Here is a 22,988-nt window from a genome sequence, read left to right on the forward strand (position 1 = left end):
AACGCTGCGGATAACATGGACATTGCCGACGGGTATCGCAGCACAGCATGCCAATATCGCGGGAATCGGCAGCAACTGAGCCACGTGCCAATTCCGATTCTCGCGTTTTTCATGCGCCGCACCATCAACCTTTGGTTATTTGTGACCAAAACAGGTGCAGAAAAGCTGGCCTTTTCCATCAGGTTGAAAGTTTTTTGACGTTTTTATCAGGACAGCACTTGTATCGGGACCATATGCCTGCATATATTTCAGTCGTGCACCGTGTGGTGCATTAAAAGATACCTGTCATAAGACGGAGTAAAAATGATGAATAAGCGCAAAGCCGTTGCTATCGCCATTGCCCGTGAACAGCAGATCGCCCGTTCGATGGAAATCCTGTTTGCTGGCACCATTCTGGCCCTGATTGCATCGCTCCTGATCCTCTGATCTTTATCCAAGCGCTTTGTCATTTTACCGGTCGTTAGCCAATCGGGGATAACGACCCGAAAGTTCAAGAACATCTTCATGAACAACCGCCGCCTTTTCATCGTTGCCATTACGCGAATTACCAGCCCGGTGGTCTGAGGACCCCGGGACGTGTCTTTTCGCCTACTGGATGCAATGAAAATGTGTGTGCATTGTCATGACCGATCATGCCTTTCTCGCGCCGCTTGAAAGCGCGCAGCCGACCAAATCCGTTTATTGTTTCGCCGTTCACGCCGCCGCAGAACCCGATGTTATGCCGCGTGTGCTGGAACTGTTTTCCAAACGCAATCTTGTCCCCGCAAGCTGGCATTCCACCGTCGCCGACAGCCATGCCGGTTTCAGCGAATTGCAGATCGATATCCAGATTCAGCAACTCGAAACCAAAGTTGCCGAACATATCGCGCGTTGCCTGCGTCAGATCGTGCATGTGAATACGGTTCTGACATCGGAAAAGGGTTATTCCAACTCTGCCCTTGGCGCTTAGGCCTTGGACGCTTAGTCTGTCTGGGTCGCGGCACTGCAACATGATCGTGTTGCAGTGCGCCCCAACCGACGGAGCCCGTCTTGACCTATCTTGACCATATCAAAGCCTGCAACAACGCCAATCCATCGCGCTATGTGCCATTCCGCATTGATGGAATGTCTCTGGGTGCCTTGCGTCCGGACTTTGCCACCGCCCTGTCCGCACTTGGCCCGGACTTTGTCCGCGATGAAAATGGCGAATTTTGCTTTGCGTCACATATCGGAACCCTTGATGATCGCAACCGTTCGCTCGATACCGCCACCAAGGCGCTTTGCGATCAGGGCGTCATCCGTCGTCTGCATGGCGAACGGTTCGATATTCGCCCGACACTGGGTCACGATCCCCTGTGTCAGTTGGATCGGTCCGCCATGCCCTATTTCGGGTTCCGGTCCTGGGGGGTGCATATGAACGGCTATGTGCAAAAAGATGATGGCATCCATATGTGGATTGCCCACCGCGCCAAGGACAAACCGACCTATCCCGGCATGCTCGACAATATGGTTGCAGGCGGCCAGCCGACCGGACTTGGTTTTCTTGAAAACATGATCAAGGAATGTGCCGAAGAAGCCGCCATCCCCGAAAACCTCTCCAGAAATTTGAAACCGGTCGGTACCGTTTCCTATCTTTACGAAACCACCGAAGGGCTAAAGCCCGATGTCATGGTCAATTATGATCTGGAATTGCCCGCCGATTTCGTGCCGCGATGTGCGGACGGCGAAGTCGAACGGTTTGAATTGATGCCTTTGGCCGAGGTTGCCGAAATCGTACGCAGCAGTTTTGATTTCAAATTCAATTGCGCGCTGGTGATCATCGATTTCCTGATTCGCCACGGCTTCCTGACCGCCGACAATGAACCGGATTACAGCCAGCTGACCACCGGGCTGCATCGCAATATTTTCCGATAGGGATTTGTTGATTTGTCCCGCGCAAAAGCGCCCCAAACTTACTGTTTGGTCGGCGGACCGCCCATAAGCGCCCCAACCGCCATCAGGGTCAATTTGGCGCGCAATTCCGGATCAAGCTTGTCCAGATCTTCCTGCTTGTTGCGGATGGCAACCAATGCTTCGGAAATCAGTTTGGCGCGCGCATCGTCGGCTGCACTTGGCATCCGGCTTTTCTTTTTGCCGATCTTGGCATCGGCGGCTTCAAGAGCCTTAAGGATCGCGGCCTGCGGATTATCCGACTGTTCTGTCAGGGTCTCGGCCAAGGCCTGTGCGCGGGCCTCCTCAAAGGACATGCCACTTTCCTGATAGGCCATCGCGCGGTCTTCGATCCGGCGTGCCTGTTTGGCCTGGGCAGCACTGCGTGCGGCCAGTTCGGGATCATTGAGTTGAAGGGACTGTGCATCGCCATAGGCCTTAAGGGCCTCCCGTCCGCGTTTTCCTACGAAAACGCGCAGCAGCGTCTCCTTGAGCATTCCCATCAATCGTTCCTGCTATGGTTTGGTTGCCCGCATCACAAGGCAACCATCATGCACCCAAAGGGTTTCAAAATCATTGCCTGCGGCCGGCAAGCAATATCGCAACGCCTTATATATGTTGCGCAACCCGGTCTTCTTCAATCTCAAGAATGTAACCGACCAGCGCCTCGCAATCATCCGTTCCCAGATGTTCAAGATCAAAGACGAAATCAACATTGTCACGCGCCGGGTCATCGGTTTTCCCGACAATGCCGAATTTGATATATTCCGCATCAAGGGCGGCCAGCGACGATATCACATCGGCTACCCCCACCCGGTCTTCAGCCGTCAGCGACAAACGGATCAGAACCAGAATATCGGCATCGCAATCAACCGCCTGACGGGCAATCGATTGTGCGTCGGAATTTTTCGGGGCGATATCAACGTCAAACCCGCCATCGGCAAACAGGGTCGCGACATGCTTGTGATGGGATTCTTCCGCCGACGATGCCGTCGCCAGAAGCAGTCTGGGGTGGCGGCCTTCCATCTCGGCGAAACGGGCAAGATTGGTCGCAAGTTCAGGAGACGTCATAACACCTCACAGAAATAACCTGTCCAGGATGGACATTCTGCGAACCAGTATTCCAATGAAACCTTGGAACTTCAAGCATTGCGGCAAGGTTTTCTGCATCAGACCTCACAACCGCAAAATGCGGTCAATGGTGGTTCAGCCGCCGATTACCGCCGATGGATCAACCCCGATGACATAGGGATGCGCCCAAAGGAGCACGACATAAAGCAGAATTCCCAGCCCGATATCGCGCCAGCCAAGCGCGCCTTTGGCAAGCCCCGCGACATCAAACCGTCGAGTCCCGTCAAGGATTGCCTTGTATTCGGCCACGTCCATGTGGCGGGCGCGGATTTTTTCCATACGCCAGAACCCGGCAATGGCAAAAACCGTCGCCCCGCCGAAGAACATGAAAGCCACCAGATCACCATTGGGCACGATATGCCCAAGTCCCCACAACATCATGCCCAAAAGCAGCGGATGACGGGTCAAACGATTGATCCCCGGTCGCGCCGGATCAAAGCCCTTTTTTCGTCCTATCGACAACGGACAGGGTTGAATAATCGCCGCAGCCCACAAAATACAGGCAGGCAGCATGAAGGTCAGCGTCACATGGTTTTGCCAGATTTCGTAGGGCCACAGCGCGATGAAGTCCGCATGACGCACTTCATAAATCACCCATCCCAGCAGGAACAGCGACGTGACCGAAAACGTTATAATATATGCCGTGTGACCGATCCTTGCCGTGATCGCACCACGCAGAAGACCGGGCACGATATGCCCCGCCATAAACACCGCGACTGAAACGAAAAACCATGTCAAATGACGATCTCCCCTTTACATTGACGCGCTGTCATGCAAATTGCGCATCTTTCCGCGTGCAGCAAACCGGTCGTCAAACTGGTCCCGATTGGTCCAAAATGGCTAAGACCCTTGCGCCGCGTGATATTAGCGGATACGTCTGTATCCCTGTTTGACTTCGGACAATAAGCACCTGCCTATGGATTTTCCACCGGGCAGACAAAGAAACACGGAATATACTCGAAATGAGCTGGACGCCGGAAAAGATTGAACTGCTGACCTCGCTCTGGAATCAGGGCTGGACCACAGCACGCATCGGTGAAGAACTGGGCGTTGGCAAAAACGCCGTCGTTGGCAAGGCGCACCGCCTTGGCCTGCCCAAGCGCCCCTCCCCGATCCAGCGCCGCGCCGAAGAGAGTGAGCCGAAAAAGGCACCGACCCCGAAAGTACAGAGCAAAGGTATCAGCATCTTTGATCTCGGTGCCGGTATGTGCCGCTGGCCGTTCGGTGATCCGGGCGATGAAGACTTCCATTTCTGCGGCAAGAAATCTGTGCCGAGCAAACCTTACTGCGACGAACATTGCGCAGCCGCCTATCTGAACGGCAAAAACCCGCGCGAAGACGGCCCGCGGAATGTTCCGGGTCGCCCGAATGCGCCGCATATGTCGCACGGTCCCAAAAAGTAACAGTCTGGCTGTCGCTGACCTTCACGGTCTTCGCGCACGCCCAATTAAAAAGCCGCCCTCTTCCGATGGGCGGCTTTTTCTGTTTCGGGTCCAGTCCTATTTCGACTGAAGGACATATTGGGCAAAGCCGTTTTCGTCCTCGCCGACAAAGCTGATATTGTCGGGTGCGTTCATTGCAGAGGATGCCTTGGGACTGGTGACAAACGTCACCTTGGATGCCTCCCCGATGGGGGCCAGGCTCCAGTTGCCATCGGCCTTCGGATCGATTTCCTTTTCCTCAAGGATATAGTTCGCCAGAACCGTACGGTTTTCATCGGGTGCTTCGATGATGATGCTTGATCCATCAAGTCCCGGGAAATTGCCCCCGCCACCAGCACGGTAATTATTGGTCGCAACCACGAATTTCTGATCGTCGGCAACCGGCTTGCCATCATAGGTCAGATTGATGACGCGGTGCGCGTCCTTGTTTACCACCTCGCCTGATGCGTTGTATCTGGCCGGTTGGGTTACATCGATCTGGTAATTGACCCCATCAATGACGTCAAAGTTATAGGTCGGGAATGTCTCGTTGATCAGCGGCTGCTCTTCCCGGCTGTTCGGGTCAATCTGATTGAACTGTACGGCCGACATTTCCAACCATTCACGGACCTGCGCACCATCAAGCAGCACCGCCCGCAATGTATTGGGATAGATATAAAGATCGGCAACGTTCTTTAGTGCGATCTTGCCTTCGGGGATGTCGGTGAAATATTCCGGGCCGCCACGGCCACCGGCCTTGAACGGTGCACCCGCCGACAGGATCGGCATCCCGTCATATTCCGAGCCCTTCAGGATACGTTCCAGATACCATTTCTGGGCATTGGTCACGATCTGGATCGACGGATCATCGGCCACCAGTGCAAAGAAGCTGTTGATCGGGGCGACCGTCGTACCGACACCTTCGCGCATATAGGCAATGGTTGCCTCGTGCTCTTCTTTAACCGCCTCTATCACTTCCGGGTCGGCATCGACCAGCGGGGTGATATCACGGCCTTCTCGGTGATAAATCGGACGTGCTTCCGAAAAGCTGTCGGTCACCTTCCATTCCCCGGCATCATTGACCGAAAGTGTCAGGTCAATCACGCCAAGGTGGCTGCCCCAGAAGCCCGGCATAACGGCGGCCACACCATTGATCGTGCCTTTGGCAAGGTCGACACCGTCTATATTTGCATAGGCATCGGACGGGAACACCGTATGGGCATGGCCAAACAGGATGGCATCAATGCCGTCAACCTGGCTCAGATAATAGGTGGCGTTTTCTTCCATACCTTCACGTGCCAGTGTCGACAGGCCCGAATGCGGCACCGCAATCACGATGTCCGCGCCCTTTTCGCGCATTTCCGGCACGTATTTTCTGGCCATTTCGACAATGTCCTTGGTCACGACATTGCCTTCCAGATTGGCCTTGTCCCACTGCATGATCTGCGGCGGGACAAACCCGATCACGCCGACCTTGGCCTTGTGCTTTTTGCCGTCGCCATCGGTAAATTCACGATCAAGGATCACATAGGGCTGGAAATACGGTTTGTCATTTTCGGCATCATTATCGCCGTCATCGGCAAACACATTGGCACTGACATAGGGGAATTTGGCCCCCGAAAGACTTTTGCCCAGGAAATCGAGACCATAGTTGAATTCATGATTGCCGATATTGGCCGCGTCATAACCCAAAAGGTTCATCGCCTTGTAAACCGGATGCACCTCGCCCTCTTTCAGGCCGTGGCGCTTTGCCATGTAATCGCCAAGCGGGTTGCCCTGGATCAGGTCACCATTATCGATCAGGACGACGTTTTCGGCCTCACCGCGCGCGTTTTTCAACAGGGTCGCGACCTTGGCCAGACCGACCGTATCCGACGAACTGTCACGATAATAATCGTAATTGACCAGATGCGTGTGGATATCGGTGGTTTCCAGAATGCGCAACGATACGGCGCTGTCGGCCAATGCCGTGCCGCTGGCAAGCGCGACCGTCAGTGACAAGACTGATCCCGCAACTGCGCGACCAAAAAATGCACGACCGGCCAGACGAAAATATGACATGTGAAAGGGTCCCTGTTGAAGCGATGCTCGTGCCTGACATTATGATTGTTCGTTTGGTCAGGATTTGAAGATTTTGCGAAAATAGCAAGGCAAACACAAATGAAAACGCCCGCAAGATGATCGCGGGCGTTTTCCATATTGAAATTCTGCACCAGTTCAGGCGGCTTTTGTTACTCCGCCGGGCGCAGCATTGGTTGATCGGACTTATATCCCATAACCACCTCTTTCCCCGGCTCCGGGTCATCGGGCACATTCAGCGCCAGAACCAGTGACACCAACGCCATCGCCGCCCCGGCCAAAAACACCGCTGACGGCGAAATCAGCCACAACAACCCGAACGCCACCGGGATGAACACTGCGGCAATATGGTTGATGGTAAAGCTGACACCCGCCGTGGATGAAATGTCGGCCGGATCGGCGATTTTCTGGAAATAGGTTTTGATCGCAATCGCCATCGCAAAGAACAGATGATCGATGACATAAAGCGCCCCGGCCAGCTTGTCGCTTTCGACAAAGGCATAAGACACAAATACAATGAACAACCCTATATATTCAAATGTCAGGGCCTTGCGTTCGCCCCACTTGCCGATCAGCTTCCCGATCTTGGGGGCCATCACCATATTGATCGCATGGTTCAGAAGGAACAGAAGCGTAATGGTGGCGGCATCATAACCAAACTTCTCGACCATCAGGAACCCGGCAAACACCGTGAAAATCTGGCGGCGTGCCCCGCTCATGAAGGTCAGGGCGTAATAAAGCCAGTACCGTTTACGCAGGATCAGTTTTTTGGTCTGCGGGTGGGCATCGGCAAATTTCGGGAAGGCCATCCAGGCAAACAGCGCGGCAATAACCGTCAAGGCCCCGCCAAACAGATAGACATAGCGATATTCGACATCGAGAAGTTCCAGCATCGCCCAGACAATGCCGAACATCACCAGCGACGATAACGATTTCGCCGAAAGCTGTCGGCCCATCACCATCGCGGTGCGGTCCTTTTTCACCCATTGCAACGACAATGCCTGCTGCATGGTTTCAAAATAATGGAACCCGATCGACATCAGAACCGTCGTGCAATAAAGCCCGACGACGGTGGGGAAATAGCCCGAAATCGCCACCCCGATGCCCAGCACCAGAAGCGAGATCAGCGCAAAGGTCTGCTCGCGCAGGATGATCAGCACAAAAATCGCGGTAAAGGCCATAAAACCCGGAATTTCACGTAACGACTGCAAAATCCCGATCTCTCGACCGGTAAAATCCGCCATCTCGACCGAAAAATTGTTTAACAACGCCATCCATGTCGAAAACGACAACGGCATCGCAGCCGCCATGAAAATCAGCAGCACTTCCGGGTTGCGCCATCCCTTATGCGCAACCGCCCCACCCGACAGATCGGGATTGCCCGGCACCTCGATGGGGGCGGCATGGGTGCTTGTTTCCGGTTGTAAATCCTTGGACATGATGTTTCCCCGCACGGAACCGGTGGCAATTGGGGCACGTGCTTTTATCTGTTTGGTTGGAAGGACTTCAAACTAGCGTTGCCGCACACGTCTGTCTTGCGATAATCTGCCATCATATATTGCAAACAGGACATTCTTATGGATGGATCACGGGATATCCCGAAATATCCGCAACATTCCCGTCCCCGGCCCGATCACCTGCCGCGTCCGGTTTATGTCCGCATGAGCGACCTTCCCGCCGGGTACAGCATCGGCGCGCACAGTCACGACTGGCATCAACTGATTTTTGCCATCGAAGGCACCATGACCGTCACCACCAAAGCCGGCATCTGGGTCGTCCCGCCCCAGCGCGCGGTCTGGGTGCCGCCGGGCGTTGAACATGCCGTCAGTCACGCCACCTTCACCCGTGCGCGCCATATCTATATCGATAAAAATGCCCCGGTCGATTTGCCGGATCGCTGCACGGTGCTGGATGTAAGCCCGCTTCTGCGTGAACTGATCCGGGCCGCAACCGAAATCCCGATTGAATATGACGAAGCCGGGGCTGAGGGGCGGCTGATCCGCGTGCTGCTTGATCAGCTTAAACCGCCCAGAGACGATAACCTGCATCTGCCCGCCCCCAAGGATCCGCGCCTGGCGCGCATCTGCGAACAGTTGCAGGCCAATCCGTCTGATAACCGAACCCTTGATAACTGGTCGCGCGATTGCGGTGCATCGTCACGCACGCTGGCCCGCCTGTTTCAACGCGAAACCGGCATGCCGTTTCGCGACTGGCGGCAAAAGCTGCGCCTGCTTTACGCGCTTGAAAAACTGGCCCATCATCGACCGGTCACCGAGGTCGCTCTTGATCTCGGTTATGAAAACACCTCGGCCTTTATCGCGATGTTTCGCAAGGCCACCGGCAAAACGCCGGGTGGGTATTTCCGGTAACGCAGGAGGATGAAATGAGCGAAAAATCATACAATGGCGGCTGCCAGTGCGGTGCGGTGCGTTATCGTGTCGACAAGCTTGATCTGGATAAATCGATCACTTGCAATTGTTCGCGCTGCCAGAAACTCGGATCGGTTCTGGCCTTTACGCCGCGCGATAATTTCGTACTGAAATCCGGCGGGCAGAACCTGACCGAATATCTTTTCAACGATAAAAAGATCAGTCACCAGTTCTGCAAAACCTGCGGCATCCAAAGCTTTGCCTATGGCCAACTGCCCGACGGCAGCAAAATGGCCGCCATCAACGTCAACTGCCTTGACGATGTCGACCCGCGCAGCCTGACCCCGCATCATGTCGATGGCAAAAGCCACTAATTACCCCCCTCACAATCATCATTCCTGCGAAGGCATGAATCCAGACGGGTCCGCGAACAGATGACAAATTGGTGTATCGACTGCGCGCGATCCCTAAAATCGACCACTGAGTTTCGCTCGACCCTGATATGAAAAAATCTCAGTATTTCATACGACTTATTCAGGGTACTGCTTGATAAGCGGGACATCCTTCCCGCCAAATGCAGGGTAATCCCGAAAATGGGCAGTGTATGGTCCGGGATCGGCTTGCGGCTTGCCGCCACCGGTCTGTTTGCAGTGATGAGTTTGTTTGTCCGTCTGGCCTCGTTCGAGGCACCGGTCGGGCAAATCATGTTCTGGCGAAGCTCTGTCGCCCTGATCCCCATCGTCCTGTATCTGATGTGGCGACGCCAGTTTCCGCGCGGCCTTCGCACCGCCCGACCGTTCGGGCACCTGAAACGCAGCACCTTCGGCCTTGTGTCGATGTTCTTTTCGTTTCTGTCGCTCGCCTATCTGCCGCTTGCCCTTGCGACGGCTCTTGGCTTCCTCGCCCCGCTTCTCGTCTTGCCGGTAGCGATGATCATGTTGCGTGAAAAGCCCGGCATGGCGGTCTTTACCGCGACCTTTGCCGGTTTTGGCGGGGTGTTCCTGATGCTGTGGCCAACATTCTCGACACCGGGGATCGATACCGGCGTTCTGATCGGCATCGGGGCGGGTCTTGCCATGGCGGTCACCACCGCCTTTGCCAAGGTGCAGATCAAGGCCCTGACCAGCACGGAATCATCGGGCACCATCGCATTTTATTTTGCCGTGATCTGCTCGCTTGGCGGTTTGCTGACCCTGCCGTTCGGCTGGGCCGATCCGTCGCCTGAAATCCTGATGTGGCTGATCGGAGCGGGTCTTACCGGCGGTCTTGCCCATATCTTCATGACCGAGGCACTGGCACGTGCGCCCGCATCCACATTGGCGGCATTCGAATATACCGCAATGATCTGGGCGTTGTTGCTGGATGTCACGGTATTTGGCCTGCTGCCCGAACCGGTTTCCCTGTTTGGTGCCTTCCTGATCGTGCTGGCCGCCGCCATCGTGATGTTTGGGGACAAGCTCGGTGTGCCCGTTCCCAAACCCGATATCACTGCCGCCCAGGCACAGGGAAAGCCGGGGGAATAGCCCCCGAAATAGCCCCCGGCCCATTACAAAGCCCGGATCAATCCCGGCTTTCGCGCAATTTGGTCATCGCATGCAGGGCAAGATTGGTGGGAGTTGGAATGCCAAGTTCCGCCCCCTTGCGCACGATATAGCCGTTCAGGAAATCGATCTCGCTGGTTTTGCCCCTCGCCAGATCCTGTGCGGTGGATGAATATTGCCCCGGCATGGTTTCGGCGATCTTTTCAATCGCCCCCCAGACATCGCCGGGTACGGTCACCCCGCATCCCTTGGCGACCGCAAGGCATTCATCAACCGCATTGCGCATGACATCCCAAATGCCTTCGCCCTGAACCAGACGGCCATAGGGCATCTGCGATATTGCCGATAACGCGTTATAGGCACAGTTCAAAATCATCTTGACCCAAAGCGCACCTTGGGCATTATCCGAAATCTCGACCGGGATATGCGCCGGGCGCAGCGTTTCGGCAACGGTTGCACTTTGCGCAGACTGCCCGATTACCAGTTCACCGCGACCATGATGTTTGACATGACCTGGCCCCTCCATGCTGGTCGCGACATACACCACGGTCGGGATCACCGGCAATCCAATGACGGCCGATAAACGTTCGGCGTTATCAACCCCGTTCTGAAGACTCATGACGATGGTATCAGGGGCCAGAAACGGCTTGATCTGCGCCCCGGCATCATTGGTATCGGTGGATTTGACGCAAAACAGAACCAGACCGGCACCAGCAATTGCCGCCACGTCGGCGCTGGCATTCATTTCAATATACTGCTGCGTTCCACCAAATTCCAGAAGCAGTCCATCTCGATTGACAGCATCGACATGGGCTGGCCGTCCGATCAGGGTCACATCATGCCCGGCCCGCGCCAGCATCGCCCCGTAATAACAGCCAACAGCCCCTGCCCCCATCACCGCGATTTTCATGTCTGGTATCCTGCATGTGGTTTTACCAATCAAAGCTCTTGCGCCGATCAGATGTCAAACGCGGCATCAATCGACGACACTTTCCGCCACAGATCAAGCCCCCAACGTCACAACCGACACATGATCGGCCTTCCAGCCCCCCGGCCAAACTTCCGCATCCCCGCCGCGAAGCTCGCGGATCAAACCGATAGGAACATCACGCGCCAGCAAAAGCGGCCCGTCACCCCCATCGTCAAAATCCGGCGCGACATGGGCAAAAACCCCGGTATGGCCAAGCTGCGGCTCGCAAGGAGTAAATACCGAACAGCCAGAATAATTCGTCGGGTTCTGGGTGGTCTGGTTGGCGGTTCCCGTCGTGCCGCATACCGCAATGCTGCACATCAATTCAACCGCACGCGCCTTGGCACAGCCAAACACGCGATGATATCCCGATGGCGTTGCCGTCATGGAAGGCACCAGCAATACATCGATATCAAGCGGTGCCAGCAGACATGAAAGCGCTGGCATTTCGATATCAAGGCAAATCAGCACCGCAATCCGCAATCCCCGCCAGTCAAATGTCGCAAACCTGCTGCCCGGTGTCAGGTTCCAGTTATCGGGTTCCTGTTCACCCGGCGTCAAAGACATTTTATCCTGAACAATGCGCGTGCCTTCGGGTGTGAAAATCATCGCGCTGTTGGTCTGGCCCCGTTCCGGTTTTGCCGGATCGACATGATGGGGCATGCTGCCTGCCACCAGAACCATGTCATGCTTTATTGCCAGTTTTGCCGCGTGATCGCAGGCCGCACTGGCATGATCGGCCATCCATGCCATTTCCTGATCGGTGCGCAAGCCGTCGGGCTTGAACGCCAACCACTGTTCTGATGCATATTCCGGCATGACAAAGATATTCGCCCCGTCCGCCTCGGCCATTTTGTGATCGATGTGATCAACCCAGTCCTGCAAACCGTTCAACGGCACCCCCAGATTGGTCGCCCAAAGGGCAATCGAAACGCTATCGCGGTTTGGCATATCGGTCGTCATGTCATCTTGTCCCATTTGTCGCAAATGTCACCGGACCGGCACAAAGCCGCCCGGTGACACATCTTTTCTTAAGGCAGCTGCCTCACCCCTAGTTCTTGAGCTTGGTCCAGACACGGTTGCGCAAATCGCGCGCCTTGGCCGAGCAATTCTGCCCCGGTATCAGAAGGTCGGCATATTCTTCGGGCATATTGACCGCCGGATCATTTTTCAGCGACTCATCCATGAAGGCGTCTGCGCCCCTGATCCCGTTCATGTAACCGGCATAGTTCGACGCGGCGGCGGCGTTTTCCGGCTGCATCATCCAGTTGATAAAGGTTTTCGCATTCTCAAGGTTCGGCGCACCAGTCGGCACGACGAAATGATCCGACCAATAAGTCAGGCCTTCTTTGGGATACACAAACACTGCCTCGGGAATGGTTTCCTTGGTTCGGTGTGCCGCCCCGTTCCACTGCATATGCATCTGCACTTCGCGGGCCGACATGCGGTCAATCGTGCCTTCAGAGCTGTAAACCGCAATATAGGGTTTTTGTTTCAGCAACACGTCGAGAACCTTTTGCGCCTCGGCCGGGTCTTCCGTGCATTTTTTGACCCCGATATAATACGACGCCGCATTATACATTTCGACTTCGTCATTCAGCGCGCCGATCTTGCCCTGAAACTCTTCGCGCGGCTCGAAAAACTCTTTCCAGCTTTGCTCTATCTCGGCATCAGTCCCAGCCGCGTCGTAGGTAAAGCCGGTGGTGCCCCACAAATAGGTCACCGAATATTTCCGGTCCGGGTCGTATTGCATCGTGTCATGCGGTTTGGCGACATTCTTGAAGTTTTCAAGGCTCTTAGCGTCAAATTCGGTCGCAAGCCCGTCTTTGATCATGGTGTCGACCATATAGTCCGATGCCACCGCGATATCATATCCCGATGCCCCAGCCTGCAATTTCGCCAGCATGGTTTCATTGGAATCATAGACATCAAGCGTCACCTTGATCCCGGTATCGGCTTCGAACTTTTCAATCAGTTCCGGCGGAAAATAGTTCGACCAGTTATACAGGAACAACTCGCCGTCGGCCTTCGCCGCCCCGGCAGACAACAACGCAAGTGCCGATGCTCCCAGAAGTACAGAACGTATGTTCATCCTAAGACTCCCTGTTTTGGACGGTCCTATGTTGATTATTTGCGACCGGCCCGTCCGTAAAACGGTCGCGTTCTGGGGAATGGTCCCTCATCAGTAACGAATGCGGTCAATCAGGAACGAAACGCTGACAAACAGGATCGACACGACCAGCATCAGGGCCGAAACCGCGTTTACCTCTGGCGTGATACCAATACGGATCATGCCAAAAATATAGATCGGCAATGTTGTCGCCCCGGCTCCGCCGACAAAATAGGAAATGACGAAATCATCCAGCGAAATGATGAAGGACAACATCGCACCCGACATGATCCCCGGCCACAATAACGGCAATGTCACACGCCGGAACGCTTTCCATTCATTGGCATAAAGATCAGTTGCCGCCTCGACCAGGGATGGGTCCATTCCTTCAAGCCGGGCTCGAATCGGCAGATAGGCAAACGGAATGCAAAACACCGTATGTGCGGCAATCACACTGATCAGGCCAAGCTTTACGCCCAGCGCCACAAAGAATAGCAGGGTCGCAATCGCGGTCACAATTTCGGGCACCAGCAAGGGCAGCGCCAGCATCGCCGCCACGCCGGTTTCGCCGCGAAACCGCCTGCCCGACATGCCCAATGCCGCCAGTGTCGCGGCAAGGGTCGCAACCACGGTTGCCGAAACAGCAATGATCAATGAATTTCGCGCCGCGCGCAACATATCGTCATTGCCAAGTGCCACCACATACCAGTCGGTCGTAAAGCCGGTCCAAATCGTCGCCAGCCGGTTTTCGTTAAACGACAAAACAATCAGCACGACAATCGGCAGATACAGATAGGCAAAGAAAAAGATCGCCATCGGCGTCACGCCGCGAAACCGCCATAACGGGCTGGAGGAATCAACTTTCATGATTTTTCCTCCGGCAGGGATTTGAACTTCATCGAATAGGCCATCATCGCCAGCAACACCACCGCCAGCAGAACAAAGCCAAGCCCCGCCCCAAACGGCCAGTTACGCGCTGATCCGAACTGACTGCCGATCAGATTGGCGATCATCATGAATTTGCCACCGCCCAGAAGCTCCGGCGTGACATAGGCCCCAAGACAGGGCACGAACACCAGAATACATCCGGCAACAATCCCCGGTGCCGCCAATGGCAAGATCACCCGTGTCATCGCGCGCAGCTTGTCCGCGCCCAGATCGAATGCTGCCTCGATCAACCGATGATCAAGCTTTTCCAGACTGGCATAGATCGGCAAAACCATGAATGGCAGATAGGTATATGTAAGCCCGATCGACACGGCATAGGGCGTGTAAAGGATATCAAGCCCTCCGGTTTCCAACCCCAATGCGCCCAGCAGATTGTCAAACAGCCCGCCATTGCGCAGCAACAGGATCCACGCATAGTTGCGCACAAGGATGTTGGTCCAGAACGGAATGGTCACCAGGAAAATCAGAAAATTCCGGCGGCTTTGCGGTTGGATCGAAATGTAGAAGGCGGTGGGAAAACCCAGAACGAGGGCAAAGACCATGGTCATGGCCGAAAGGCCGAACGACCGCGCGAAGACCTGAAGATAATCGGTATTGATCATCAGGTTGTCCATCAGGTCGCGTTCAAAGATGAAACTGATATAGGCATCAAACGAAAAGACGCCCCAGTTCACCCCGCCATATTCCCCGCGTTCAAGGATCGACACATAGGCCATCTGCATCAGCGGCACGGCCATAAAGAACCCGATATAAACAACCGCCGGAGCAATCAGCCAAAATCGTTTACTACGAAACAGATTGCCCATGATCAATCCACCAGCACGCGGGCGGCATCGGCCGGGATAGTCACCGAAACGGGGTCACCCTTGGCAAAATTGCGGGTTTCGGTCTGGGCATCTGCAGTGCCGCCGGAATTCTGCATCCTGACCCGCAAGGATTGCTGCCCGCCGCCCAGTTCAATGTGATAGGCCGTATCTGTCCCGATATAGACCACACCGGAAACCAGGCCTTCCAATCGGCCTTCTTTGGACTCGCCAGCAGGATCAAGGCTTAACCGTTCCGGGCGGATGGATACCGTTACCTGGCCGGATTTCTGCGGCGCGGTTATCGCTTCGCCAAGCGACACGTCCCCGACACCGTCAACCCGCAACATCAGATCGCCCTGCGCCGACGTCAAAAGCTCCCCGGTCAGGAAATTGCTTTCGCCAATGAAATCGGCAACGAAGCGATGGGTCGGTTGTTCGTAAATCTCGCGCGGGGCACCGATCTGTAAAATGTGACCGGCCTGCATCACTGCAATCCGATCAGACATCGCCAACGCTTCTTCCTGATCATGGGTGACAAAGACAAAGGTGATGCCGGTTTCGGTCTGCAATCGTTTCAGTTCGATTTGCATTTCCTTGCGCAATTTCAGATCAAGGGCGGACAATGGCTCGTCCAGCAACAGAACCTTGGGGGCCGGAGCAAGGGCGCGTGCCAGCGCAATCCTTTGCTGCTGCCCGCCAGAAAGCTGGCTTGGACTTCTGTCGCCATATTGTGCAAGCTGCACCAGTTCCAGCATCTCGTCTGCGCGCGCATTGGCCTGCTTGCGATCAATGCCCTTCATCTCAAGCCCGAATGTGATGTTCTGGCGCACGGTCAAATGCGGAAACAGCGCATAGGACTGGAAAACCGTATTGATCGGCCGCTTGTAGGGCGGCAAGTCCTGCAAGGCCGCACCTTCGAGCAGGATTTCACCCGATGTCGCCTGCTCGAACCCGCCGATCAACCGCAGCAAGGTGGTCTTGCCACAACCCGACGGGCCAAGCATCGTAAAAAATTCGTTATGGAATATATCAACAGAGACATCATCAAGCGCCTTGACAGCGCCTGTGCCACTGCCGAAAGACTTGCTGACAGATCGTGCCGCAACAACAATTTCTGGCATATGCACCCCTGATTTGATTTTCTAAAAATCATACAGGAAGGGGGATGTCATGCAACGCTGTGGCGCATATTACCCGCCCGACACAGGCTATTCCGCAGCTTCTGACAAAAATGCGAAGTCAAACCGTCGAATATTCAATCTGAAATCATAAATCCGTGCAATTGTTCCAACCAATTCAGAGGGATATCGCCGAAAAGCAGGTCAAAACGCGAAATTATCAGATCATTTCTTGATCAGATAATTCCACTGGCGCGCAATTTGGCAATCTGCGCGTCGCTCAGATCCGCCACCTGACGCAGGATGTCATCGCTATGCTGGCCCAGCATCGGCGGCGCGGTTTCACCGGCAATTGGCGTTTTGGAAAATTTGATCGGATTGGCAACTGTGGGCACCTTGCCCGCGGTTGGATGATCAAGATATCGCACCGTATCGCGATGTTTGACCTGCGGGTTATCAAACACCCGATCCAGCGTATTGATCGGACCGCATGGTACATTTGCGGTTTCCAGAATGGCGATCCAGTCATCGGTGGTTTTCATCACCATCGCCTGACGAATTTGCGGCACCAGCGTTTCGCGGTTGGCGACCCGGGACCGGTTGGTGGCATATCGTGCGTCATCGGGCAAATGCCCGATCCCGGCAACGTGGCAAAAGCTTCTGAACTGGCTGTCATTGCCGACCGCAAGGATGATGTAACCATCCGCCGTCGGGAAAGCTTCGTAGGGCACGATATTGGGATGCGCATTGCCAAGCCGCCCAGGCGCCTTGCCCGTCGTCAGGTAATTCATCGCCTGATTGGCAAGGATCGCGGTCTGAACATCCAGCAGAGCCAGATCGACATGCTGTCCCTCGCCCGTCGCATCACGGTGGCGAAGGGCGGCAAGGATGCCAATCGTCGCATAAAGCCCGGTAAAGATATCGGCAACCGCCACACCAACCTTCATCGGCTGGCCGCCCGGTTCCTGATCGGGTGCGCCGGTAATGCTCATAAGCCCGCCCATGGCCTGGATCATGAAATCATAACCCGGCCGGTCCTTATAGGGGCCATCCTGCCCAAAACCGGTGATCGAACAATAGACGATCTTTGGATTGATTTCCGACAGTGATGCGTAATCCAGCCGATATTTGGCAAGCCCGCCGACCTTGAAATTCTCGATCACCACGTCGCATTCAGCGGCAAGTTTATGCAGGATTTCCTGCCCCTCGGGCTTGGTCATATCAATCGTCAGCGACTTTTTGCCGCGATTGGCCGACAGGTAATAGGCCGCCTCGCTGGTATCTTTACCTGTAACGTCCTTGGCATAGGGCGGCCCCCAGCCACGCGTGTCGTCGCCCGCACCCGGACGTTCGATCTTGATCACCTCGGCACCCATATCGGCCAGTGTCTGGCTGGCCCAAGGCCCCGCCAAGACACGCGAAAGATCAAGCACACGAAGTCCAGAAAGCGCGCTGGTCATCATTCCATCCCGGGATCGTCATCAAAAAGGAAAAAGGGCGACACCAAAGATCGGTGCCGCCCGTAATCGAAGTCCTCAGCCCTCGGCGCTGAACGCCTGAATGCCGGTCTGGGCACGTCCAAGGATCAGGGCATGCACATCATGCGTACCTTCATAGGTATTGACCGCTTCAAGGTTCATCACATGGCGGATGACATGGAATTCATCGGCAATGCCGTTGCCGCCATGCATGTCACGGGCAACACGCGCGATATCAAGCGCCTTGCCGCAGTTATTACGCTTCATCAGGGAAATGGCTTCCGGTGCGGCTTTTTCTGCATCCAGCAAACGGCCCAGCTGAAGCGCGCCCTGAAGACCAAGGGTGATTTCGGTCTGCATGTTTGCCAGTTTCAGCTGGATCAGCTGATTGGCGGCCAGCGGACGACCGAACTGTTTGCGATCAAGGGTATATTGACGTGCCGCATGCCAGCAGAATTCAGCAGCCCCCATCGCCCCCCATGCAATGCCGTAACGTGCCTTGTTCAGGCAACCGAACGGCCCGCCAAGGCCCTTGGCATTGGGCAACATGTTTTCCGCCGGGACAAAGACGTTATCCATCACGATTTCACCGGTGATCGACGCACGCAGCGAAAACTTGCCTTCGATCTTTGGCGCGCTCAGGCCCTTCATGCCTTTTTCAAGGATGAAACCGCGAATGACACCTTCGTCATCCTTGCCCCAGACGACAAACACATCGGCGATCGGGCTGTTGGTGATCCACATTTTCGATCCCGACAGGGTGAAACCGCCGTCGGCCTTGCGGGCGCGGGTTTTCATGCCGCCCGGATCGGACCCGTGGTCCGGCTCGGTCAAACCAAAACAGCCAACCCATTCACCGGTCGCCAGTTTCGGAAGGTATTTCTTGCGCTGTTCTTCGCTGCCATAGGCATAGATCGGATGCATCACAAGCGAGCTTTGCACCGACATCGCCGAACGATAACCGCTATCGACGCGTTCGACTTCGCGCGCGACAAGGCCATAGGCCACATGGTTGACACCCGGTCCGCCGTATTCTTCGGGGATGGTCGGGCCAAGCAGGCCAAGTTCGCCCATCTCGGTCATGATTTCGCGATGGAAAATCTCGTGCCGGTTGGCTTCGAGAACACGGGTCTGAAGGTTTTCCTGACAATAGGCGCGCGCCGCGTCACGGATCATGCGTTCTTCTTCGCTCAGCTGATCTTCAATCATCAGCGGGTCTTCCCAGTGAAAAGGTGCGCGGCTTGCCATCGTCCTGATCCCTTATGAAATTTTTGAAACCAAAGCAGGGATGACGCCATAGAAGGGCGAGACGGCATCATCCCTGAAAGCTTATCGCTTCTGGGCTAAAGCTAGGGATTGGCAGGCAAGCTTGCAAATGATAAATCGGATATAGTTTATGCGTAAAACTCATAAACTAGCGACAACAAGCCCAGATAAAGCGCAAATATCGCCATATTTCGAGCAATCAGATCATGAGCCGCCGCATCCCGAGCCTTAAAGCGCTGAGTTGTTTTGAGCAGACCGCCCGCTTTGGCAGCGCATCACGCGCCGCCGAGGAGCTTTACCTGACGCAAAGTGCCGTCAGCCGCCAGATACAGGGGCTTGAAGACTGGCTGGGCTGCAAACTGTTTGCCCGCCAGAAGCAGCGCCTCGTCCTGACAGTCGAAGGCGAAAGTTATTTACAGGCAATCCGCCCGGCGCTGGATCAGCTTGAAACCGCCACCCTGACATTCCTGTCTGGCGGAGCCGAGGGCGGGGTTTTGACCATCGCCGCCCCGCCGACTTTCGGGTCGCGCTGCCTGATCCCGTTGCTGCCCGATTTTCGCGGCCGCCATCCCGATATCGTCATCAACTTCATTTCACGGATCGGCATTCCCGATTTTGACCGTGAACAGATCGACATTGCGGTGCTGTTTGGCGATGGAAACTGGCCCGGGCTGGATGCGCATTTGCTGCATGGCGAGGAAATGGTCCCGATCTGCAGCCCGAAGCTGATCGAGAATCTGGATTACTCACCAAAACCAAATAATCTTCGTGATTATTCACTTTTACACATAGCCACCCGCCCCCGCGGATGGAGCGACTGGCTGGCAGCGAGTGACCTTACCGATATTGATGGGGAAAACGGTCCGAAGTTCGAACATTTCACCATGGCGATGCAAGCCGCCATCGCAGGCCTTGGGGTGGCGTTGCTGCCGACATTCGCGATCGAGGATGAATTGGCCAATGGCCGGATCGTTGCCCCCTTTGGCCCGCCACGCGCAAGCCCGTTTCATTATTACGCGACAAGCCCGGTCGGCCGGTCACGCAATCCGAAAATCCGGGCTTTCATGACCTGGCTTGATCAGCGCAAAAAACAGGAAGAACTGACGGCATAAAAGGCAGGCTCAACTTGCCTTTCTGCCTTCAAGCGCGCGCAGTGCATTCATGCCGCGACGGCGCAGAAGATCGGCTTCTTCGGGACCATCGATGATTTCAAGCAGCCGGACAATCGCCATCATGTTGCGCTGGGCATTATCCAGTTCGTCGGCATCAAGCCGCCCCATGCCATCCACCCCGGCACGCCCGATCTGGTTAAGCTTTTTCTTGAGCTCCACCACCGCCTTTGTCGCCGAACTTTGCGCGGCCAGAACATGCGAAATGCGCGCGGTTTCGGCAATCGCCTCGGCTGATTGTTCAGCGGCCAGAACCTTTTCCTCGTCAAAGGGCTGGGCAAAAATCGGGCGCACACCCTGCCGGCCGGACCCCGGGCCCTGCTTGGTTTCGATCTGCGGCAGGGCATCGATGATGCGATCAGGGCTGGCACCAAACATGGTATTGGCCATCGCCTTGGACACCCGACGGCGCGTTTCCAGAAGCTTCTCGCCCCAGCGGCCATCCTTGCGGATGTTAAATTCACGCGTGATGCGGGTAAATTCCGACGCATACCAGCGCGCAAGCGACAGGATGTGATGTTCGCCCTTGCCCGCACCGACCCCCTGTTCGATCTCGATCACGGTTTCCGCCAGAAGATCAATGATCAGATCACCGGTGGTCGCAAGATTGGTGCTGGAAATCGTTCGGTCATCGGCCTTGCTTGATAGCACGCGGATCAGTTTGAAAAGTTCGCTTGGCCGAAGCAGCCGGGCCAGAACAGCCAAAAGGTAAACCGGCTCGTATCCCGGTTTTTCTTCGGAAATCTCAACAAACCGGTCGCGCAGCCAACTGATATCGGCCGTGCCCAGACTTCTGATCGGGGCCGATGGGAACCGTTTGCGCATCGCAGTGATTTCTTCGCCAACATTCAGGATTTTGCCGATCTGCTCGAATGCGGGAAGATGGCTGCGCGAACCAAGCCGCGTTGCCAATGCGCGTTCGGTCTTGACCCCGTTCAGCGAATTTTCGATTTCCTGCGCAATGCACACCGACGCCAGCTTCCACATCCGGCGTTCTGCCTGCTCAAGCATATCCTGATCACGTTTGGCCGCCGCCTTTTCGATATCGGCAATCGCCTTGGTCATTTCAGGGCCGCCCGTGGCCTCGACCACCTTCCAGATCGGCATCAGGGATGAACGGCTGATACGGATACTTTTCTCGACCGGTGGTGCCGAAGTCAGCAGATCTTCGAAAGGATCGCAGAACTGGCGCATCGGCGTCGGATAGCGTTCAGGCTTCAGCGACGCCAGACGCGGGCGCAGGATTTGCAAAATCTGTTCATGCGGCAACGGCAGCTTGGGATCGGCGCGGTCACTTTCGATTGCGCGGGTAAAGCGGGCAATTTCCGAACTGCTCAGCGATTCAAACAGATCACCAAGCTGGGAAACACCCATATTAGCGGCATTTTCAACCTTCACGCCGACTGCCTCCGGAACCGCTCCAGCCGGTCGACCATGTCGGCGTCAATTTCACCACTGCCCAGTTTGCGCAACTCGGACGCCCACAACATCTGGTTAACACGGACATCGACCCAGAATTCATATTCAATTTTCTCTAGTGCCTCGATCGGCAGGACCGGCGCAAAACTTGCGATTTCCTCGACAATTTCACGCTGCCGAACCCGATCATGTTGCGGACGCGACCGCCACAGATCAATCAGCTCCTGCCACCCGTCAAGCACCCACCACAAGCGGTCAATATGCTTTTGCATATCTTCCTTGGCCTTGGCCCAGTCTTGCAGGACCTTGCCCAGTTCATTGTTCCACAAATCAATCTTGCGCAGCAACCGCAAGGCATGGTCCTTGGTGGCACTGGCGGCATTGATCACGCGTGTCGCCATAAAGCGGAAATCGGATTGTTCGGAAATCGACCATTCCTCGACATCGCCGGCAAGTTTCTGCAAACCGAATGTCAAATGACGCAGCGGCCCTTCGCACCCCTCTATCGCAAGGCCTACCGGCGCGCTCAGGATGCTCCAGTCACCCAGGGTATCGATGATCGAATCATTTTCCAAACCGGTCGATGTCGCAAAACGGTTCAGCGCCTTGCGCGCCCTGATCTGACCATCCATGGTCAGCAGGTCTTCGCGCTTCATGTCCTGAACGTCATTACCGCCAAGCTGGCGCAGCGCCTGATAAAGCAGCGTCAGTTGCCCCAGTTCACGTGCGGCCTTTTCGTCCTTGTTGCCGGTAATCCCGGCACGAGCCAGCGCAACACCGCCAACACCAGTCACCGCCACCGCGCGCGCATGCTCGCGCACCATTTCCGGGGTGAATTTTTCAAGTGTGATCAACCGGTCAAACAGCATCCGGTCATGAACCGACAGATCAAAAACCTCGCGCAGGGTTTCAAGCGGCATTTCATAGGTGCCAAGCCCGCCCGAAAGCCCCGGAAGACTGACAAGCGTGCGACCGCTTTGGCCGATCAATACGCGCGAATAGCGCAAGCTTTTGGTCGTGAATGGTGTCCGCACGCCGCGCGACGCAAAAGATGCGGGCAAACAGGACAAGGCATCGGGCTGCCCTGCACCGATTTTGGGGGAACTACCTGCCCCTTTATTTGCAAGCTGCTGTCTGGTCATTCTCGGCTTTGATCAACCCATCCCGACTAATCTATTCTTCGGTCCATCTGCTTTTGGCCTTTCGCGCTCTCAGCTCACGCCATCGGTACCGCTGCCAAGCTTATACTAACGCG

The 22,988-nt window shown here is 55.5% G+C and carries 24 protein-coding genes; 9 read left to right on the forward strand and 15 right to left on the reverse strand.

Features of this window, described 5'->3' with window-relative positions:
* The first annotated feature begins 15 nt into the window (after positions 1-15).
* From BC440_RS05495 to BC440_RS05505, 4 genes are all read left to right on the forward strand, one after another.
* Entirely contained in the window at positions 16-198 is a 183-nt protein-coding gene (locus BC440_RS05495; RefSeq protein ID WP_110252548.1) for a hypothetical protein, read from the forward strand.
* Positions 199-303: 105 nt separating this feature from the next.
* The gene (locus BC440_RS23605) at positions 304-426 is read left to right on the forward strand and encodes a hypothetical protein (RefSeq protein WP_255414996.1); all 123 of its coding nucleotides are present in this window, start codon (positions 304-306) and stop codon (positions 424-426) included.
* Between the two features lie 196 nt (positions 427-622).
* The gene (locus tag BC440_RS05500) at positions 623-949 is read left to right on the forward strand and encodes a hypothetical protein (RefSeq protein WP_007090166.1); all 327 of its coding nucleotides are present in this window, start codon (positions 623-625) and stop codon (positions 947-949) included.
* Positions 950-1,029: 80 nt separating this feature from the next.
* The gene (locus BC440_RS05505) at positions 1,030-1,893 is read left to right on the forward strand and encodes an NUDIX hydrolase family protein (protein ID WP_065701775.1); all 864 of its coding nucleotides are present in this window, start codon (positions 1,030-1,032) and stop codon (positions 1,891-1,893) included.
* Positions 1,894-1,931: 38 nt separating this feature from the next.
* Here the strand turns inward: BC440_RS05505 and BC440_RS05510 are convergent, their stop codons facing one another.
* From BC440_RS05510 to BC440_RS05520, 3 genes are all read right to left on the reverse strand, one after another.
* Complete coding sequence (locus BC440_RS05510; protein ID WP_065701776.1) at positions 1,932-2,411, reverse strand: hypothetical protein; 480 nt, start codon at positions 2,409-2,411, stop codon at positions 1,932-1,934.
* Between the two features lie 106 nt (positions 2,412-2,517).
* Positions 2,518-2,979, reverse strand: a complete 462-nt coding sequence (locus tag BC440_RS05515) for a hypothetical protein (protein WP_065701777.1) — start codon at positions 2,977-2,979, stop codon at positions 2,518-2,520.
* 135 nt (positions 2,980-3,114) lie between these two features.
* A complete protein-coding gene (locus tag BC440_RS05520; RefSeq protein WP_007090170.1) occupies positions 3,115-3,777 on the reverse strand; it encodes an NnrU family protein in 663 nt (220 codons plus the stop codon).
* A 224-nt stretch (positions 3,778-4,001) separates the two neighbouring features.
* On the opposite strand from BC440_RS05520, the gene BC440_RS05525 reads away from it, so the two are divergent.
* The gene (locus BC440_RS05525) at positions 4,002-4,442 is read left to right on the forward strand and encodes a GcrA family cell cycle regulator (RefSeq protein WP_007090171.1); all 441 of its coding nucleotides are present in this window, start codon (positions 4,002-4,004) and stop codon (positions 4,440-4,442) included.
* A 96-nt stretch (positions 4,443-4,538) separates the two neighbouring features.
* Here the strand turns inward: BC440_RS05525 and BC440_RS05530 are convergent, their stop codons facing one another.
* Both BC440_RS05530 and BC440_RS05535 read right to left on the reverse strand, forming a co-directional pair.
* Positions 4,539-6,521 (reverse strand): bifunctional 2',3'-cyclic-nucleotide 2'-phosphodiesterase/3'-nucleotidase, encoded by a 1,983-nt coding sequence (locus BC440_RS05530; RefSeq protein ID WP_065701778.1) that lies wholly within the window; start codon positions 6,519-6,521, stop codon positions 4,539-4,541.
* Positions 6,522-6,691: 170 nt separating this feature from the next.
* A complete protein-coding gene (locus BC440_RS05535) occupies positions 6,692-7,978 on the reverse strand; it encodes an MFS transporter (protein WP_139189975.1) in 1,287 nt (428 codons plus the stop codon).
* 138 nt (positions 7,979-8,116) lie between these two features.
* On the opposite strand from BC440_RS05535, the gene BC440_RS05540 reads away from it, so the two are divergent.
* From BC440_RS05540 to BC440_RS05550, 3 genes are all read left to right on the forward strand, one after another.
* Positions 8,117-8,908, forward strand: a complete 792-nt coding sequence (locus BC440_RS05540) for a helix-turn-helix transcriptional regulator (protein WP_007090174.1) — start codon at positions 8,117-8,119, stop codon at positions 8,906-8,908.
* A gap of 14 nt (positions 8,909-8,922) precedes the next feature.
* On the forward strand, positions 8,923-9,282 hold the full coding sequence (locus BC440_RS05545) for a GFA family protein (RefSeq protein WP_063094715.1): 360 nt from the start codon (positions 8,923-8,925) through the stop codon (positions 9,280-9,282).
* 219 nt (positions 9,283-9,501) lie between these two features.
* A complete protein-coding gene (locus BC440_RS05550) occupies positions 9,502-10,431 on the forward strand; it encodes a DMT family transporter (RefSeq protein WP_083195719.1) in 930 nt (309 codons plus the stop codon).
* Between the two features lie 37 nt (positions 10,432-10,468).
* On the opposite strand, the gene BC440_RS05555 is transcribed toward BC440_RS05550, so the two are convergent.
* From BC440_RS05555 to BC440_RS05590, 8 genes are all read right to left on the reverse strand, one after another.
* The gene (locus BC440_RS05555; RefSeq protein WP_065701779.1) at positions 10,469-11,359 is read right to left on the reverse strand and encodes a 2-dehydropantoate 2-reductase; all 891 of its coding nucleotides are present in this window, start codon (positions 11,357-11,359) and stop codon (positions 10,469-10,471) included.
* A gap of 93 nt (positions 11,360-11,452) precedes the next feature.
* Entirely contained in the window at positions 11,453-12,382 is a 930-nt protein-coding gene (locus tag BC440_RS05560) for a nitrilase-related carbon-nitrogen hydrolase (protein WP_065702141.1), read from the reverse strand.
* 88 nt (positions 12,383-12,470) lie between these two features.
* Positions 12,471-13,511, reverse strand: coding sequence for an extracellular solute-binding protein (locus tag BC440_RS05565; protein WP_065701780.1), 1,041 nt, complete (start codon positions 13,509-13,511; stop codon positions 12,471-12,473).
* 90 nt (positions 13,512-13,601) lie between these two features.
* Positions 13,602-14,396, reverse strand: coding sequence for an ABC transporter permease (locus BC440_RS05570; protein WP_065701781.1), 795 nt, complete (start codon positions 14,394-14,396; stop codon positions 13,602-13,604).
* On the reverse strand, positions 14,393-15,283 hold the full coding sequence (locus BC440_RS05575; RefSeq protein ID WP_065701782.1) for an ABC transporter permease: 891 nt from the start codon (positions 15,281-15,283) through the stop codon (positions 14,393-14,395). The genes BC440_RS05570 and BC440_RS05575 overlap by 4 nt, the downstream gene beginning before the upstream one ends.
* Positions 15,284-15,285: 2 nt before the next feature.
* Complete coding sequence (locus BC440_RS05580) at positions 15,286-16,404, reverse strand: ABC transporter ATP-binding protein (RefSeq protein WP_065701783.1); 1,119 nt, start codon at positions 16,402-16,404, stop codon at positions 15,286-15,288.
* Between the two features lie 233 nt (positions 16,405-16,637).
* The gene (locus BC440_RS05585) at positions 16,638-17,861 is read right to left on the reverse strand and encodes a CaiB/BaiF CoA-transferase family protein (protein WP_065702142.1); all 1,224 of its coding nucleotides are present in this window, start codon (positions 17,859-17,861) and stop codon (positions 16,638-16,640) included.
* Positions 17,862-17,936: 75 nt separating this feature from the next.
* On the reverse strand, positions 17,937-19,127 hold the full coding sequence (locus tag BC440_RS05590; protein WP_065701784.1) for an acyl-CoA dehydrogenase: 1,191 nt from the start codon (positions 19,125-19,127) through the stop codon (positions 17,937-17,939).
* A 224-nt stretch (positions 19,128-19,351) separates the two neighbouring features.
* Between BC440_RS05590 and gcvA the strand changes: the two genes are divergently transcribed.
* Positions 19,352-20,257 (forward strand): transcriptional regulator GcvA, encoded by a 906-nt coding sequence (gcvA, locus tag BC440_RS05595; protein ID WP_007090180.1) that lies wholly within the window; start codon positions 19,352-19,354, stop codon positions 20,255-20,257.
* Between the two features lie 9 nt (positions 20,258-20,266).
* On the opposite strand, the gene BC440_RS05600 is transcribed toward gcvA, so the two are convergent.
* Both BC440_RS05600 and BC440_RS05605 read right to left on the reverse strand, forming a co-directional pair.
* On the reverse strand, positions 20,267-21,712 hold the full coding sequence (locus BC440_RS05600; protein ID WP_065701785.1) for a hypothetical protein: 1,446 nt from the start codon (positions 21,710-21,712) through the stop codon (positions 20,267-20,269).
* Positions 21,709-22,875: a hypothetical protein gene (locus tag BC440_RS05605; RefSeq protein WP_065701786.1), complete on the reverse strand. Its 1,167-nt coding sequence runs from the start codon at positions 22,873-22,875 to the stop codon at positions 21,709-21,711. The genes BC440_RS05600 and BC440_RS05605 overlap by 4 nt, the downstream gene beginning before the upstream one ends.
* Positions 22,876-22,988 lie beyond the last annotated feature (113 nt).

Origin of the sequence: Thalassospira sp. MIT1004 (assembly GCF_001858545.1) — a bacterium.
Classification (GTDB): domain Bacteria; phylum Pseudomonadota; class Alphaproteobacteria; order Rhodospirillales; family Thalassospiraceae; genus Thalassospira; species Thalassospira xiamenensis.

What these genes read in the sequence shown, in the direction of transcription:
- BC440_RS05495 (WP_110252548.1), top strand. Translation starts at nt 16, where the DNA reads ATGGACATTGCCGACGGGTATCGCAGCACAGCATGCCAATATCGCGGG.
- BC440_RS05560 (WP_065702141.1), bottom strand. Translation starts at nt 12,382, where the DNA reads ATGACGACCGATATGCCAAACCGCGATAGCGTTTCGATTGCCCTTTGG.
- BC440_RS05550 (WP_083195719.1), top strand. Translation starts at nt 9,502, where the DNA reads ATGGGCAGTGTATGGTCCGGGATCGGCTTGCGGCTTGCCGCCACCGGT.
- BC440_RS05525 (WP_007090171.1), top strand. Translation starts at nt 4,002, where the DNA reads ATGAGCTGGACGCCGGAAAAGATTGAACTGCTGACCTCGCTCTGGAAT.
- BC440_RS05605 (WP_065701786.1), bottom strand. Translation starts at nt 22,875, where the DNA reads ATGACCAGACAGCAGCTTGCAAATAAAGGGGCAGGTAGTTCCCCCAAA.
- BC440_RS05500 (WP_007090166.1), top strand. Translation starts at nt 623, where the DNA reads ATGACCGATCATGCCTTTCTCGCGCCGCTTGAAAGCGCGCAGCCGACC.
- BC440_RS05530 (WP_065701778.1), bottom strand. Translation starts at nt 6,521, where the DNA reads ATGTCATATTTTCGTCTGGCCGGTCGTGCATTTTTTGGTCGCGCAGTT.
- BC440_RS05540 (WP_007090174.1), top strand. Translation starts at nt 8,117, where the DNA reads ATGGATGGATCACGGGATATCCCGAAATATCCGCAACATTCCCGTCCC.
- BC440_RS05515 (WP_065701777.1), bottom strand. Translation starts at nt 2,979, where the DNA reads ATGACGTCTCCTGAACTTGCGACCAATCTTGCCCGTTTCGCCGAGATG.
- BC440_RS05590 (WP_065701784.1), bottom strand. Translation starts at nt 19,127, where the DNA reads ATGGCAAGCCGCGCACCTTTTCACTGGGAAGACCCGCTGATGATTGAA.
- BC440_RS05565 (WP_065701780.1), bottom strand. Translation starts at nt 13,511, where the DNA reads ATGAACATACGTTCTGTACTTCTGGGAGCATCGGCACTTGCGTTGTTG.
- BC440_RS05535 (WP_139189975.1), bottom strand. Translation starts at nt 7,978, where the DNA reads ATGTCCAAGGATTTACAACCGGAAACAAGCACCCATGCCGCCCCCATC.
- BC440_RS05545 (WP_063094715.1), top strand. Translation starts at nt 8,923, where the DNA reads ATGAGCGAAAAATCATACAATGGCGGCTGCCAGTGCGGTGCGGTGCGT.
- gcvA (WP_007090180.1), top strand. Translation starts at nt 19,352, where the DNA reads ATGAGCCGCCGCATCCCGAGCCTTAAAGCGCTGAGTTGTTTTGAGCAG.
- BC440_RS05580 (WP_065701783.1), bottom strand. Translation starts at nt 16,404, where the DNA reads ATGCCAGAAATTGTTGTTGCGGCACGATCTGTCAGCAAGTCTTTCGGC.
- BC440_RS05570 (WP_065701781.1), bottom strand. Translation starts at nt 14,396, where the DNA reads ATGAAAGTTGATTCCTCCAGCCCGTTATGGCGGTTTCGCGGCGTGACG.
- BC440_RS05555 (WP_065701779.1), bottom strand. Translation starts at nt 11,359, where the DNA reads ATGAAAATCGCGGTGATGGGGGCAGGGGCTGTTGGCTGTTATTACGGG.
- BC440_RS05585 (WP_065702142.1), bottom strand. Translation starts at nt 17,861, where the DNA reads ATGACCAGCGCGCTTTCTGGACTTCGTGTGCTTGATCTTTCGCGTGTC.
- BC440_RS05510 (WP_065701776.1), bottom strand. Translation starts at nt 2,411, where the DNA reads ATGGGAATGCTCAAGGAGACGCTGCTGCGCGTTTTCGTAGGAAAACGC.
- BC440_RS05575 (WP_065701782.1), bottom strand. Translation starts at nt 15,283, where the DNA reads ATGGGCAATCTGTTTCGTAGTAAACGATTTTGGCTGATTGCTCCGGCG.
- BC440_RS23605 (WP_255414996.1), top strand. Translation starts at nt 304, where the DNA reads ATGATGAATAAGCGCAAAGCCGTTGCTATCGCCATTGCCCGTGAACAG.